This window comes from Streptomyces sp. NPDC087440 (assembly GCF_044744005.1).
Taxonomy (GTDB): domain Bacteria; phylum Actinomycetota; class Actinomycetes; order Streptomycetales; family Streptomycetaceae; genus Streptomyces.
On record NZ_JBIUXN010000014.1, the window covers coordinates 14825 to 28429 of the forward strand.

Sequence of the window (13605 nt, forward strand, 5' to 3'; positions counted from 1 at the left end):
CCGTCCCTCGTGTCCTGGTCACCGGCATCACCGGCCCCGGCGGCCACGTGCAGCCGCTCCGTCAGCCTCCGAGCGCCGCCGGCATGCCCTTGCTCCGGGGGCGCTCATCGACCATCTTGCCCCAGACGATCAGCCGGTACGTGCTGGTGAATTCCGGGGTGCACGTCGTCAGGGTGATGTAGCGCCCGGGCTTGGTGAAACCCGAACCCGGCGGCACCGGCTGGATGACCCCCACGTTCGACGGCGAGGTCTGCGGCAGCACCGACGTCATCTCGTACGTGTAGAAGGTGTCCTGCGTCTCCACGACGATCTTGTCGCCCTTGACCAGCTTGTTCACGTAGCGGAACGGCTCGCCGTGGGTGTTGCGGTGGCCCGCCACCGCGAAGTTGCCCTGCTTGTCGCCGGGCATCGCCGTCTTCAGCTTGCCGTCCGCGTAGTGGCCGACCATGCCCCGGTCCAGCACCTTGTGCTTGTCGATGCCTTCGGCGACCGGCACCTTCACGTCCAGCTTCGGAATGTGCATGATCGCGAAGCCCTGGCCCGGCTCGAACGCCCCGGCCGGCTTCGCCCCGTCCTGCTTCGCCTTCTCCCAGCCGTCCTGGAGGCTGTGCGTCGCGCCGTCGGCCTGCATCCCGGCACGGACGTTCGTCCACCACAGCTGGTAGGTCACGAAGAGCAGCATCACGACGCCGAAGGTGATGAACAGTTCCCCGACGAACCGGCTGACGACGACGCCGGTGGTCTCCTTGCCCGCCGGTGCGCGCCCCTTCGCACTCTTGCGGCGCTCCGCCCTGCCTCCCGTGCGCACGGGCTCCGACACACCGTCACCACTGTCGCGGTCCGGCCCTGTCACCGGCTCCGACGCGAACTCGCGCTCCGGTGCGAACTCCGGCGCCGGCTCGGCTATTCGCCGCTGCGTCGGCTCGTACGCGCCGGTCTCCGGCAGGTACTGCTGGGGCTGAGGCGCATACGCCTGCTGCTGCGGTACGTACGCCTCCTGCTGCGGTACGTACGAGGCCTCCTGCGGCTGCGCGTACACAGCGTCCTGCTGCTGCGCCGCGGAGGGCTCCGGCGGCACGAACGGCGTGTGCGGTGCCTGCTGCTCCCCGTACCAGTCCCGCCGGTACCCCTCCGGGTCGTACCACTCCTGCTGCGGAGCCTGGTAGCCGCTGTACGCCCCGTAGACGCCCTCGGAAGCCCCGGCGGGCTCCTGGCCCCACCCCGCCTGCTGCGCGCCCGGCAGCGGATCGTTCAACGGGTCCGCAAGCCGGTCCACCGCCGCGCCGAGATCCCCCTGCGCCCCATACGCCTGCTGCGCCCCGTACGCCTGCTGCGGGTCGTACCCGTCCCCGTGGGCAGGACCGTAGCCCTCCGGAGGAACGCCGTACCCCGCCGCGTCGTGCTCGGGACGCAGTGCCGTCACGCGACGGCCTTGGCCGCACCCACCACCGGGGCCAACCCGGCCGACCGCGCCACCGCCTCCGTGTCCCCGCACTGCACCAGCCAGTTGGCCAGCATCAGGTGCCCCCACTCGGTGAGCACCGACTCCGGGTGGAACTGCACACCCTCGACCGGCAGGTCACGGTGGCGCAGCCCCATCACGATGCCGTCGGCGGTCCGCGCGGTCACCTCCAGGACGTCCGGAACGGACGCGGGCTCGGCGGCCAGCGAGTGGTAGCGCGTCGCGGTGAACGGCGACGGCAGCCCGGCGAACACACCCGCGCCCTCGTGCAGCACCGGCGACGTCTTGCCGTGCAGCAGCTCCGGCGCCCGGCCCACCACACCGCCGTACGCGACCGCCATCGACTGCATGCCCAGGCACACCCCGAACACCGGGATCCCGTTCTCGGCACAGTGCCTGACCATGTCGATGCAGACGCCCGCCTGCTCCGGCGCGCCCGGCCCCGGTGACAGCAGCACACCGTCGAAGCCGTCCTGGGCGTGGCTCAGCTCCACCTCGTCGTTGCGCAGCACCTCGCACTCGGCGCCCAGCTGGTACAGGTACTGCACCAGGTTGAAGACGAAGCTGTCGTAGTTGTCGACGACCAGAATGCGCGCGCTCATGAGGTGTTCGACCCGTTCTTTCCGTCGACCGTCACATCACCGAACGGCAGCAGGGGCTCCGCCCACGGGAAGACGTACTGGAAGAGCACGTACACCACCGCCAGGACCAGCACGATCGAGATCAGCGCCCGCACCCATGTGTTGCCCGGCAGATGCCGCCAGATCCAGCCGTACATGCTGTCCCTTCCCGTTCGGTGGTCACCAGAGTAAAGGGCAGGGGCAAACAGCAGGGGTCACCCTTCCAAAGCCGTGGGCCTGCCTTTGCCCACGGGCTGCGTGGCGTCCAGGTGTGCCCAGACGATCAGCCGGTGGGTGCTGCCCCACTCGGGATCGCAGGTGGTGAGGGTCAGATACCGGCCGGGCCCGTCGAACCCGGCCTTGCGCGGCACCGGGTCGACGACGCCGACGTCACTGGGGACGGTGAGGTACGGCTTCTTCTCGATGCGGTACGTGAACCAGGTCGTCCCGTCGTTCACCACCACCGCGTCCCCGCGCCGCAGCTCGGGGAAGTCCTTGAAGGGGTCCCCGTACGTCCTGCGGTGCCCGGCGACGGCGAAGTTGCCCGTCTCGCCCAGGCGCGCGGTGCCCGCGTAGTGGCCCAGCCCCTTCTTCAGGGTGCCGGTGCCGGTGCCCTCCAGCACGGGCCAGTCCCAGCCCTTGCCGAAGCGGGGCACGTACATCACCGCGAAGGGCCTGCCCTCCTCGTAGGCGGGTCCGGTGGGCTCCGCGACCGGCCCGGCCGCACCTGTGACAGCGGGCGCCGGTGCTGGTGCGAGGGAACGCTGTGCCCACTGCCGCTCCAGTGTGTCGATCTGGCCGTCGGAGGCCCCGGAGGCCTGCACGCCGGTCCAGAAGAGCACGTACACAACAAACAGGACGATGAGCGCGCCCGCGGTGATGCAGAGTTCGCTGAACGTCCTGACGACCAGTCGCACCGACACCGGGGAAGCCCCCCTCCCGAGCCCCTACGGCTGTTGCACGGGCTTCGCGTAGTGGAGATCCACTGTGCCCGAGTAGCCCGGCAGAGTCACCGTCTCGTGCTCGTCGACTTTCCATCCGAGTCCGTACGCCTTGACGTACAGCTGGTAGTTCTGGAGCGCCGGGGAGGCAGCGAGGGACTGCTTGAGGCGGCCCCGGTCACCCACCGCGGTGACGGTGTACGGAGGCGAGTAGACGCGGCCCTGGAGGATCAGGGTGTTGCCCACGCAGCGCACCGCACTGGTGGAGATCAGGCGCTGGTCCATGACCTGGATGCCCTGGGCGCCGCCCTGCCACAGGGCGTTCACGACGGCCTGGAGGTCCTGCTGGTGGATGACCAGGTCGTTGGGGTGCGGCTTGGGGTAGCCGGGGTTGGCGGTGGCGCCGGGCGGGGCGTCGTTGAGGGTGACGGTGACCGCGCCGCCCGCCAGCTTCTTCGTCCCGGCGGCCTTCTCCAGCACGCCCAGTTTGGCGTCCTCGGCCTCGGTGCTGCCGTCGTCGCGGCGGGCGAGGGCGTCGACCTCGCCGCGCACCACGCCGGTGGACTTCTCCAGCTCCTTGTTCTTGTCGCTGCGCTGCCGGGTGAGGTCGGAGAGCTTCAGCAGCGAGTCGTCCGTGCGGATGTTCGTGCCCTTGGCCGTGTTGAAGCTGGTGACGAAGATGAGCCCGGCGAGGGCGAACACGGCGGCGGTCAGCAGGCGCACGGGACGCAGGCCCGGACGTCGTACAGGTCGTACAGGCGGCCGGTCGGTGGACCTGTGAGGCGATCGATCCGTGGACTGCTCCGGAGAGTCGGCAGAATTGCTCATACCCTTATCTCCTTCGACGCCGCGGAAGCACTACGCTAACGGACGCCCGGGGGAGGCCGTGTTTCCCCTGCTGGCTCCCGTCTGCCCCTTGGCGTCACGCCACAGTTCTCTGCGCGGTAACGCAGCGCATCGACAGGAGAGTCCCTCGTGCCGAAGTCACGTATCCGCAAGAAGGCCGATTTCACGCCTCCGCCCGCCGCGAAGAAGGCGACGGCGATCAAGCTGACCAGCCGTAGCTGGGTCGCACCGGTGATGCTGGCGCTGTTCCTGATCGGGCTCGCCTGGATCGTGCTGTTCTACGTGACCGAGGGCGACCTGCCGCTCAAGAGCCTGGAGAACTGGAACATCGTCGTCGGCTTCGGCTTCATCGCCGCCGGCTTCGGCGTCTCCACGCAGTGGAAGTAGGGGCCTGAGCGCGGGGGCGGGGCTGCACACCGGGGCCCCGCCGCACAAGCACTCCCCAGAACTGTCCACAGCGTTATCCACACCTGAGGAAAAGTTACGACGATCTGTGGATAACTCCCACGCTGTTGACGCCAGTGTGATCGCATCCTCACCGCACACCCCCCTGACGCCCCTTGTCCTGGCCGGGAAAACCCAGCTCAGCGACGAGGGGCTCAGTTGTTCCCGCATTTCCCCACCGCGTGCACAGCCATGGCCACGCGCTGTGGACAACGTACGAAGGTCCGGGGCGAAAGTCCGTTGCCCACAGCCCCTCAGGCGACCAGCGTCGCCGTTCTGACCAGCACCGTCACCAGGACGGCGACGAACACCAGGCCGAAGGTCCCGGCCTGCACCAGATTCCGCTTCTCCCGCGGCGCGTACACCAGGCCCAGAGCCAGCAGCAGGCCCCCGACGAGGCCGCCGATGTGCGCGGTCCAGGAGATGCCCGGGACGCCGAAGGTGATGATCAGGTTGATCACCAGCAGCGCGATGACCGGCCGCATGTCGTACTTCAAGCGCTTCATCAGCACCGCGGTCGCACCGAACAGCCCGAAGATCGCTCCCGACGCGCCCAGCGACCCGGCGTCGGGCGCGGAGACCGCGTAGGTCAGGGCGCTACCCGCGAGCCCGGACATCAGGTACAGCGCGAGGTAGCGGGTGCGCCCCAGCGCCGCCTCCAGCGGGCCGCCGATCCACCACAGGCTGAGCATGTTGAAGGCGATGTGCCACAGCTCCTGGTGCAGGAACATCGACGTGACCAGCCGGTACCACTCCCCGGCCGCGACCCCCTGGAACATCGGGTACGGCGGCGGAGGCCACGCACCGACGAGGGCGAGGTCGTCGACGATCCGCTCACCGGTGTCCGGAATCAGGGTGAGGGCGAACACCAGCAGGTTGATCGCGAGCAGGATCTTGGTGACCAGCCGCGGGTCCCCGCCCCGCACCGCACTGCCCACGACGTTGCGCGGCCGGTTGGCGTCCGGCGCGTGCCCCGTCCCCGAGCCGCCGCGCACGCAGTCCGGGCACTGGAAGCCCACGGACGCGCTGACCATGCAGTCGGTACAGATCGGCTTCTCGCACCGGGTGCACCGGATGCCGGTGTCCCGGTCGGGGTGCCGGTAGCAGTGCGCCACCGGGTCGTGCGCGTCGTCGGCGGGCTGCGGGTCCGGGCTCTTCGGCGGCTGCTCCATGCCGTCCATTGTCACGACTGCGTGCGGTGCCCGACCACAACCTCAGCGCACACTCAGCGCTTCTCCACCACGACGGTCTCCACGACGACGTCCGTCACGGGCCGCTCGGTGCGCGGATTGCGCTCGGCGCGGGCGATCGCGTCGACGACCCGCTTGCTCGCCTCGTCGGCGACCTCGCCGAAGATCGTGTGCTTCCGGTTGAGCATCACGGTCGGCTCGACGGTGATGAAGAACTGCGACCCGTTGGTCCCCGGACCGGCGTTCGCCATGGCGAGCAGGTACGGCTTGTTGAAGCTGAGCTCGGGGTGGAACTCGTCCGCGAACTCGTATCCCGGGCCGCCCATGCCGTTCCCCAGCGGATCGCCGCCCTGGATCATGAAACCGCTGATCACCCGGTGGAAGATCGTCCCGTCGTACAGCTTCGCGGTGGTCTTCTCGCCCGTGCCCGGGTGCGTCCACTCGCGTTCGCCGCGGGCCAGCTCGACGAAGTTGCGGACCGTCCTGGGCGCATGGTTCGGCAGCAGCCGGATGTCGATGTCGCCCTGGCTGGTCTTGAGGGTGGCATAGAGCTGCTCGGCCACGGGTCTCCTCCGCTGAGTCCTGGTGGGCCCGCTGTGGTGCTCCAGCCGGGCGTGCGTCGATCCTCGCACGCGCCGTCCCCCACCGGCCCGGACCGGGCCCGTGCGACCGCTTGCCGACCGGCTTTCTTCGGACGAGTACGCCCGGAACCGGCGCGGCCGACCGAGAAGCGTGGCATTGTCGTCCGCAGTTCCCCTTGCACCGTATTTGCCCCACCGTCTCCGTTCATGACCGTTCATGACCCGGATGCCCTTCCGCACGTGCCGGATATGGCTGTGCCGGGCATGATTTCGATTCGGGTGGAAAGGCGCATCGACGAAGCGCCACCGAGGAGGAGGATTTCCGTGACCCGTAAGGACAGCGTGCGCCACGCGACCAGTACGGCGAAGGACAGCGTGCGACACGCCGCCGAAGTGGTGGCGCCCTACGCGGGCACGGCCAAGGACACGGCCGTGCACTACGCGCACGAAGCCCGCACCAAGATCGCCCCACGGGTTTCGCAGGCCACCCAGCAGGCCGCCGAGCAGGCCCGCGCCCAGTACGGGGCGCACCTCGCCCCCCGCATCGAGCAGGCCCGCACCCATGTGCCGGCCCGGGTGGACGAGGCGGCCCAGAAGGCAGCGGTACGTACCAGGAAGGCGGCCAAGCAGGCCGCAGACTACGCGGCACCCCGCGTCGAGCAGGCCGTCGCCGCAGCCCAGCCGGTGCGCGAGGAGGCGGCGGCCCGCAGCACGGCCGCACTCGCCGCCCTGCGCGGCCAGGTCTCCGCGAAGGAGGTCCAGAAGCTGGTGCGCAAGCACGAGCGCCGGGCCCGTTCCGGTCGGCTCGCCAAGCGCCTGACGGTACTGGGGCTGCTGGCCGGTGGCGCCTTCGCCGCCTGGAAGTGGTGGGACAAGCAGGCCAACCCCGACTGGCTGGTCGAGCCCCCGGCCGCCACCGAGGTCCACGACCGCACCCCGCTGACCTCGGTCGACAGCAACGGCAAGGCCGTCCTCGACCCCGAGGTGGAGGCCAAGCAGGCCGAGGCGGAGGCCGCGGACCCCGAGGACCGCTAACCTCCTCTTTCCCCAAGAAGACCCCCTGACCTGCTGTTTCGCAGGCCAGGGGGTCTTTTTGCGGAGTCCAGGTGCTGCCGACCCGAAACGGGCGGCGCCGTACCCGATCGTGCTGGATCGGCCTTGCTCTTCCCGTACATCCGTTTTGGCGGTTTATGTGTAAACCATGGAAGACTCCCGGTCGAGTCGGTCGGCGGGCGCGGGCAGGAACTGCGCCGAGCTGAGGGGATGTCGGCGTGAGGGAGCGGTGAACACCATTGGTTCAGACCGTGAGAGGCAGAGCGGCCGTACCCATGGTGAAGGTCATGGTCGTCGACGACGACGAGCTCCTGCGCCATGGCCTGCAGCGCATCCTGGAGAGCGCCGACGACATCAGGGTGTCCGCGGCGTGTGACGGGCCGGACGCGGTGGCGCAGGCCGAGCTGCACCGGCCGGACGTGGCGCTGGTCGACGTTCACATGCCCGGCGTCGACGGCCTCAGCGTCCTCGCGGCTCTGCGCGGCCTCGCGGCTCCGCCGGCCGTGGCCATGCTGACCGGTTTCGGCACCGCCGAGAACGTCGCGCGAGCGCTGACCGCGGGTGCCGTCGGCTTCTTCCTCAAGGGCACTGCGGCCCAGGAGCTGATCCCGGGGGTGCGGCTGCTCGCCGCCGGAGGCAGCGCCCTGTCCTCCCGGGTGACGCACTCGGTCGTACGCCCGGCCCTGGGCCCGGCCACCGGCAGGCCCGGGGTACCGCCCGGAACCGCTGCCGCCCGACTCGGCGGCGGGCAGCTCACCGACCGGGAACGGGACGTGCTCGTGCTGCTGGCCACCGGGATGACCAATGCGGAGATCGCCGGACGCCTCTTCCTGAGTCGGTCCACGGTGAAGGACCACGTCAGCTCCGTCCTCGCCAAGCTCGGCGCGACCAACCGCATCCAGGCGGCGGTCCTGGCCCAGTCCCTCGTGGACAGGCGTGCGGCCACCGCTCCCGAAACCGTCGGCGGCACCGGGCAGCCATGAGCATCCGCCCGCCGGTGTGGGCTGTGGATGCCGCGATCGTCGCAGTGGCCGCCGCAGAGCTGATCACCGTGGTCGACCGGGTCGGACCGGTGACGGCCGCCACCTATGTGCTCGCGGTCTGCGCACTGGTGCTGCGCAGGCGGTGGCCCCTGGTGACCCTCCTGGCCACGCTGCCCGCCGCCGTCAGCGGCTATCTGTGGCTGGCGCCGATGACGGCTCTCGGCACCGCGGCCGCCGCGCTCTCACGCCCAACGCTCGTCTACGGGTGTGCCGTCGTGATGTTCCTGACTGCTGCGACCCCCGCCGCACTGGCGGCGGCGTGCAGCCGCACCGTGCACCAATGGGCCGCCGCTCTCCTGGGCCCCGCCCTGTTCAGCGCCGGGCCGACGGCTCTGGGGCGGCTCGCCCACACCCGACGGGAGCTGGCCGGGCGACTGGCGGAACTGAGCGAGAGCCGGCAGCAGGAACGCAGACTCGTGGCGGAGAAGGCCGTGGCGACCGAGCGTGCCCGGATGGCCCATGAGATGCACGACGTGGTGTCCCACCAGGTGAGTCTGATCGCCATGGAGGCCGGCGTGCTCGCTCTCACGTCGGCCGACCCGCAGGCCCGCAGCAGCGGCGAACGCATCGGCGAGCTGGGCGGCAAGACCCTCGATGAGCTGCACACCATGCTGGGCGTCCTGCGCGGCACGGGGGACGGCGGGCTGTCGGGCCTGGCCGATCTGCCCGCCCTCATCGCGGCCAGCGGGCTCGCGGTACAGATCGAGCTCCGGTTGCCGCCGCGCATGCCGACGCCGCCGCCCGCCACGGAGCATGCCGCCTACCGGATCATCCAGGAGGCCCTGACCAACGCGGCCAAACACGCGCCGGGCAGCGCCATCAGTATCGTCGTGTCGGCCGCTTCGGACTGCGACCCGCTGCGGATCGAGGTGGTCAACGGGCCCCCGGTCGGCCCCTCCGGCACGCCCGCGCCCTCGGCCGGACACGGCCTGCTCGGCGCGCGGGAGCGGGCCGGCCTCCTGGGCGGCACCGTGACGGCGGGCCCCACCCCGGACGGCGGCTTCATGGTGCGTGCGGAGCTGCCCCGCGGGGGGCCACATCGACAACCCGACCTGCCCTGACCTGCCTTTCCCTTCTCTGAGCGGACAAGGCCGGACCCTCGAGCGGCGGACCCCCGCCACCCGGCGGGGAGGGACCCCGCCAGGTGGCCACACAAAGCGGACATAGGTTGTTTACGACGCGAAAAAGTCAGCGGGAGATTGAGTGCGCCGGCTCGGCGGCGATACGTTCGCCGCGCCGCCCGGGGGCCTCGTCCAGGGCCTCGGGGGACTGTCGCGGTGGGGGAACCGACCGTGCGCCGGAGCGTTCCGGCGCACGTCGACCACTACATACGTGTCCAGGCATCCACTTCCGGCCGTCCTGACCAGACGCCGGAAACCGCAGTGCCCCAGGGGGGGGACCGAGTGAAGCGTGTGGTTTCGCTCGGCCGGGCATAGCCAGGTCTTCACCCTTCCTGTGCACGAACACGCAAGGAAACAAGCACAGATGAACATGCGTACGCGACTGAGCACCGTCGTGATCTCCGGTGTCACCGCCCTCGCCATCGGCACGACCGGTGTCTCCACGGCCTACGCCGCCGACGGGGGCCCGACCCGTGCGGCCGACCAGGCCGAGCAGGTCACGCAGGAACAGATCGACCAGGTGGCCTCCTACCTCGAGGCGATCGACAAGGGGGAACACCTGGACGCGGACGGCAACTTCGACTACGAGGCCACCAAGGCGAAGTTCGGTGTCGAGTTCGCCGACGCCTTCAAGGCGTACTTCACGGACACGGACGTCCCTGCCGGTGTGCAGCGCTCGTACGCCAGCTGCATGCTGGACGCGATCGGTCTGGGCGGCCTGGCCGGCGTCTCCAAGGAGCTCGACAAGCACATCAGGGCCAAGAACTGGCGCAAGGTCGCCGAGATCGGCCTGAAGGAGGCCGCCAAGCGAGGCATGAAGATCGCGGTGAAGGGCGGGGTCGCGGGCGCGACCGCGATCCTGGCCGCCGCCGCGGTCTACTGCATCTGGAAGGGCGCCCCGACGGCCCCCGAAACGGTGGCGGACAACTCCGGCTTCACGCCGGCGTCCTTCGCGAGCCGTGAGGCCGGCTCGTTCGCTCTGGCAGGCTGAAATTCCCCTGCCGCATCGCCTGCTTGAGGCGGTGAGTGGTCTCGCCCTCTTCGGACGATGAGGCTTCGGACGGTGAGGCAGGTCCCGTCAGGCGGCACGGCAAGGGCGGGCCTCCGGTGTCATGCACCGGAGGCCCCGTTCGCAGGTGCCCCCTGCGTATGCGCCGTGTCCACCGGTGCCGTGCCGGTCTCGTTGTCCGGCTCCCGCCCGTCGGCTCTTTCGCCGCGGTCGCCCTCGCCGACGATGGCGTACAGGGAGTCGAGGTACGCGGCGAAGCGCTCGCGTCCGCTGTCGGAGAGGCGCACGTGGGTGACGGTGACCCGCTTGACCCGCAGCTTGGCGACCTCCACCAGCTCCTCCTTCTCCAGGATCGCGAGCTGGCGGGAGAGTTCGGGGGTGGTCAGGTGCAGGCTGTCGCGCAGGTCGGCGAAGGCGACGTGCTGGATGCGGTTGAGGGTGGCGAGGATGGCGAGGCGGGTCGGCGAGTGGATGACGTTGACCAGCGCCTCGCGCGGTTGCCGTTCCTGTGGGCTGTCGGTCACCGGTCACTTCCTCCAGCGCAGAACGAGGTAGACGGCGGCGGCGAGGGTGGGGAACGCGGGGGCGACGAGGTGGGCGGCAAAGGTGTCGGGGCCGTCACCGAAGACGAGGCTGATGCCGGGAATGCCGACCAGGGCCGCGGCACAGAGCCGGGCGCCGTTCTCCAGGCGCGTGTGCGGCCGCCTGCGGGCGGCGTTGTCGTGATGGCCGTTCCAGCGGAGCAGCAGGACAAGGGCCGCCACGAAGACCAGGACGCCGACGGGGCGCGGCAGATCGGACTCCAGCGCTGCGACCAGCCCGCCGTACAGACCGACGAGCGTGGCCACACCCACCACCCGCTCGCCCAGGGAGGCCGGGCGGCTCAGATCGGGCGCTGCGGTGATCACCGCCAGCTGGTCGGCGGGACCTGTGAGGGGCTCGTTGCGCTTCATGGTTACTACACTGGCAGCTAGTTACGAGATGTGCAACTAGCTGGGTGTGCGCGGCGCCCCAAGGGATCCCCCGCAGCGACGACGGGCATGCAAAATGCCCCCTGAACCCGCGTTTCCGCAGTTCAGGGGGCATTCAATGTGTGGAGCCTAGGAGATTCGAACTCCTGACATCTGCCTTGCAAAGGCAGCGCTCTACCAACTGAGCTAAGGCCCCGAAAAGGGTGCCGCGAACACGCCGCACAGCACGCGTCCACCGACGCCCACCAGAGTAGCGGGTGACCCCCACAATCCCGCAAACAGATAGGGACTCCCCGTGGGTGACCACTCTCCGTAAGATGCACCGCGAGGTTCGCAGCAGCGAAGGGGAGACGCAGATGGACGCAGCACAACAGGAAGCCTCGGCGAGGGCCAGGGAGCTTCAGCGCAGTTGGTACGGGGAGCCGCTGGGGGCGCTCTTCCGTCGGCTCATCGACGACCTGGGTCTCAACCAGGCCCGGCTCGCGGGCGTGCTCGGCCTCTCCGCCCCCATGCTCTCCCAGCTGATGAGCGGCCAGCGCGCCAAGATCGGCAACCCCGCCGTGGTGCAGCGCGTCCAGGCCCTCCAGGAACTCGCCGGCCTGGTCTCCGACGGCAGCGTCAGCGCGGGGGAGGCCACGGACCGGATGGAAGAGATCAAGAAGTCCCAGGGCGGGTCGGTCCTGAGCACCACCAACCAGTCCACGCCCAGTTCCGGGGCACCCACCGTGCGCCGTGTGGTGCGCGAGATCCAGTCGCTGCTGCGCTCGGTGGCCGGTGCGGGGGACATCATCCACGCGGCGGACTCCCTCGCCGCCGACCACCCGGAACTCGCCGAGTTCCTGCGGGTGTACGGCGCCGGGCGCACCGCCGAGGCCGTCGCCCACTACGAAGCGCACCAGAGCTGAGGCGTCACCGGAACTGACGCGTCACCAGGAGCGCGTCACCAGGAGAACAAGGGGCGGGGGCGGGCGGGGGCCATGGGCGAGATCTTCGCGAACCGGTACGAACTGATCGACCCGATCGGGCAGGGCGGGTCGGGCGCGGTGTGGCGCTCCTGGGACCACCGGCGCCACCGCTACGTCGCGGCGAAGGTGCTGCGGCAGAGCGACGCCCACGCGCTGCTGCGCTTCGTCCGCGAGCAGGCCCTGCGCATCGACCATCCGCACGTCCTGGCTCCGGCCAGCTGGGCGGCGGACGACGACCAGGTGCTGTTCACGATGGACCTGGTGAGCGGCGGCTCGCTCGCCCACCTCATCGGGGACTACGGCCCGCTCCCGCCCCGCTTCGTGTGCACCCTCCTCGACCAGCTGCTCTCCGGCCTCGCCGCCCTCCATGCCGAGGGGGTCGTGCACCGCGACATCAAGCCCGCGAACATCCTCCTGGAGGCGACCGGCACCGGCCGCCCGCACCTGCGGCTGTCGGACTTCGGCATCGCCATCCGCAAGGGCGACGCCCGCCTGACCCAGACCGACTACGTCATCGGCACCCCGGGCTATCTCGCGCCCGAGCAGCTCAGGGGCTGCGAACCCGACTTCCCCGCCGACCTGTACGCCGTCGGGCTGGTCGCGCTGTATTTGCTCCAGGGGCGCAAGCCCGAGCCGGGAGAGCTGGCCGAACTCTTCGCCGACGGCACCCCGAACGCCCCCGAGGACCTGCCCGAGTCGCTGTGGCAGGTTCTCGCCGGGATGCTCCGGACGGACCCGCAGGCCAGGTTCCGTACCGCCACGGGAGCCCGCAAGGCGCTGGCGGCGTGTGCGGAACTGCTGCCGGAGGAGGGACCGGACCAGGACCCGGTGGAGGTCTTCGACCAGCTGGGCCCCCTGCCGACGGGCTTCGGCCCGTCGGGCCCGGACCGTACGGAATCCTCCACGCCCCTCGCGCCGCCCGCGTCCTCCACGCCCCTCGCACCCCCCGCATCCTCCACACCCCTCGCGCCCCCCGCGTCCTCCTGGCCCTCGACGTCCTCCGCGCCGATGTCCGCGTCCGGCCCCGTGGCCTCCGCCCCGACCCCCATGTCCCAGACCGGCAGCTACTACCTCGCCCCGCCGCCCTCGCCCGGGACGTCCCCCGTCCCGCCTCCGCCGCGGGCCACGACCCCCTTCCCGCCGCAGACCACGACCCCACTGCCACAGGCCACGGCCCCTCTCCCGCACGCCGTGCCCCCCGCCTACGTGCCCCCGCCCGTGGCTCCCCCCTCGGCCCCGGCCCCCCGCAAACGCCCCGGACCGCCCCCCAAAGTGGCGGTCCCGGTCCTGCTGGTCGCGCTGATCTGCTTCGCCGTGGGCATCTGGGCGCTGACCCAGGCCTGAAACCCAGGTCCCCCC

General features: G+C 70.5%; 16 protein-coding genes and 1 tRNA gene. 7 read left to right on the forward strand and 10 right to left on the reverse strand.

Annotated elements, in window-relative coordinates:
- Positions 1–61 precede the first annotated feature (61 nt).
- Genes ACIO3O_RS25545 through ACIO3O_RS25565 form a run of 5 tightly spaced genes read right to left on the reverse strand, consistent with a single transcriptional unit; the run spans position 62 to position 3851 of the window.
- Positions 62–1414, reverse strand: a complete 1353-nt coding sequence (locus tag ACIO3O_RS25545; RefSeq protein WP_401750009.1) for a class E sortase — start codon at positions 1412–1414, stop codon at positions 62–64.
- A 5-nt stretch (positions 1415–1419) separates the two neighbouring features.
- Positions 1420–2064 carry an aminodeoxychorismate/anthranilate synthase component II gene (locus ACIO3O_RS25550; protein WP_401749610.1) on the reverse strand — a complete coding sequence of 215 codons (645 nt, stop codon included), beginning with the start codon at positions 2062–2064 and terminating at the stop codon, positions 1420–1422.
- The gene (locus tag ACIO3O_RS25555) at positions 2061–2240 is read right to left on the reverse strand and encodes a hypothetical protein (protein WP_189822506.1); all 180 of its coding nucleotides are present in this window, start codon (positions 2238–2240) and stop codon (positions 2061–2063) included. Before ACIO3O_RS25555 ends, ACIO3O_RS25550 begins: the two co-directional genes overlap by 4 nt.
- Positions 2241–2297: 57 nt before the next feature.
- The gene (locus ACIO3O_RS25560; RefSeq protein WP_401749612.1) at positions 2298–3005 is read right to left on the reverse strand and encodes a class E sortase; all 708 of its coding nucleotides are present in this window, start codon (positions 3003–3005) and stop codon (positions 2298–2300) included.
- Positions 3006–3029: 24 nt separating this feature from the next.
- Entirely contained in the window at positions 3030–3851 is an 822-nt protein-coding gene (locus ACIO3O_RS25565; protein WP_401749614.1) for a DUF881 domain-containing protein, read from the reverse strand.
- A 147-nt stretch (positions 3852–3998) separates the two neighbouring features.
- Between ACIO3O_RS25565 and crgA the strand changes: the two genes are divergently transcribed.
- Entirely contained in the window at positions 3999–4256 is a 258-nt protein-coding gene (crgA, locus tag ACIO3O_RS25570) for a cell division protein CrgA (protein WP_401749615.1), read from the forward strand.
- A gap of 311 nt (positions 4257–4567) precedes the next feature.
- On the opposite strand, the gene ACIO3O_RS25575 is transcribed toward crgA, so the two are convergent.
- Positions 4568–5485 carry a rhomboid family intramembrane serine protease gene (locus ACIO3O_RS25575; protein WP_401749616.1) on the reverse strand — a complete coding sequence of 306 codons (918 nt, stop codon included), beginning with the start codon at positions 5483–5485 and terminating at the stop codon, positions 4568–4570.
- A 53-nt stretch (positions 5486–5538) separates the two neighbouring features.
- A complete protein-coding gene (locus tag ACIO3O_RS25580) occupies positions 5539–6066 on the reverse strand; it encodes a peptidylprolyl isomerase (protein ID WP_401749618.1) in 528 nt (175 codons plus the stop codon).
- Positions 6067–6408: 342 nt separating this feature from the next.
- Here ACIO3O_RS25580 and ACIO3O_RS25585 point away from each other — a divergent pair, with 342 nt between their 5' ends.
- From ACIO3O_RS25585 to ACIO3O_RS25600, 4 genes are all read left to right on the forward strand, one after another.
- Entirely contained in the window at positions 6409–7119 is a 711-nt protein-coding gene (locus ACIO3O_RS25585; RefSeq protein ID WP_401749620.1) for a DUF5324 family protein, read from the forward strand.
- Between the two features lie 269 nt (positions 7120–7388).
- The gene (locus tag ACIO3O_RS25590) at positions 7389–8120 is read left to right on the forward strand and encodes a response regulator (protein ID WP_401749622.1); all 732 of its coding nucleotides are present in this window, start codon (positions 7389–7391) and stop codon (positions 8118–8120) included.
- The gene (locus tag ACIO3O_RS25595) at positions 8117–9241 is read left to right on the forward strand and encodes a sensor histidine kinase (protein WP_401749625.1); all 1125 of its coding nucleotides are present in this window, start codon (positions 8117–8119) and stop codon (positions 9239–9241) included. The genes ACIO3O_RS25590 and ACIO3O_RS25595 overlap by 4 nt, the downstream gene beginning before the upstream one ends.
- A 424-nt stretch (positions 9242–9665) precedes the next feature.
- Positions 9666–10292: a hypothetical protein gene (locus ACIO3O_RS25600; RefSeq protein WP_401749627.1), complete on the forward strand. Its 627-nt coding sequence runs from the start codon at positions 9666–9668 to the stop codon at positions 10290–10292.
- Between the two features lie 119 nt (positions 10293–10411).
- On the opposite strand, the gene ACIO3O_RS25605 is transcribed toward ACIO3O_RS25600, so the two are convergent.
- The 3 genes from ACIO3O_RS25605 to ACIO3O_RS25615 form a co-directional block, all read right to left on the reverse strand.
- A complete protein-coding gene (locus ACIO3O_RS25605; RefSeq protein WP_401749628.1) occupies positions 10412–10834 on the reverse strand; it encodes a transcriptional regulator in 423 nt (140 codons plus the stop codon).
- Positions 10835–10837: 3 nt separating this feature from the next.
- Complete coding sequence (locus ACIO3O_RS25610; protein WP_401749631.1) at positions 10838–11263, reverse strand: hypothetical protein; 426 nt, start codon at positions 11261–11263, stop codon at positions 10838–10840.
- Positions 11264–11404: 141 nt separating this feature from the next.
- Positions 11405–11477 (reverse strand) — tRNA-Ala (locus ACIO3O_RS25615).
- 160 nt (positions 11478–11637) lie between these two features.
- On the opposite strand from ACIO3O_RS25615, the gene ACIO3O_RS25620 reads away from it, so the two are divergent.
- A complete protein-coding gene (locus ACIO3O_RS25620; protein WP_401749633.1) occupies positions 11638–12186 on the forward strand; it encodes a helix-turn-helix domain-containing protein in 549 nt (182 codons plus the stop codon).
- A gap of 72 nt (positions 12187–12258) precedes the next feature.
- The gene (locus tag ACIO3O_RS25625) at positions 12259–13590 is read left to right on the forward strand and encodes a protein kinase (RefSeq protein WP_401749635.1); all 1332 of its coding nucleotides are present in this window, start codon (positions 12259–12261) and stop codon (positions 13588–13590) included.
- Positions 13591–13605: the final 15 nt, after the last annotated feature.

Coding starts and splice junctions, on each gene's coding strand:
- ACIO3O_RS25550 (WP_401749610.1), bottom strand. CDS start 2,064: ATGAGCGCGCGCATTCTGGTCGTCGACAACTACGACAGCTTCGTCTTC.
- ACIO3O_RS25555 (WP_189822506.1), bottom strand. CDS start 2,240: ATGTACGGCTGGATCTGGCGGCATCTGCCGGGCAACACATGGGTGCGG.
- ACIO3O_RS25565 (WP_401749614.1), bottom strand. CDS start 3,851: ATGAGCAATTCTGCCGACTCTCCGGAGCAGTCCACGGATCGATCGCCT.
- ACIO3O_RS25575 (WP_401749616.1), bottom strand. CDS start 5,485: ATGGAGCAGCCGCCGAAGAGCCCGGACCCGCAGCCCGCCGACGACGCG.
- ACIO3O_RS25595 (WP_401749625.1), top strand. CDS start 8,117: ATGAGCATCCGCCCGCCGGTGTGGGCTGTGGATGCCGCGATCGTCGCA.
- ACIO3O_RS25600 (WP_401749627.1), top strand. CDS start 9,666: ATGAACATGCGTACGCGACTGAGCACCGTCGTGATCTCCGGTGTCACC.
- ACIO3O_RS25610 (WP_401749631.1), bottom strand. CDS start 11,263: ATGAAGCGCAACGAGCCCCTCACAGGTCCCGCCGACCAGCTGGCGGTG.
- ACIO3O_RS25620 (WP_401749633.1), top strand. CDS start 11,638: ATGGACGCAGCACAACAGGAAGCCTCGGCGAGGGCCAGGGAGCTTCAG.
- ACIO3O_RS25625 (WP_401749635.1), top strand. CDS start 12,259: ATGGGCGAGATCTTCGCGAACCGGTACGAACTGATCGACCCGATCGGG.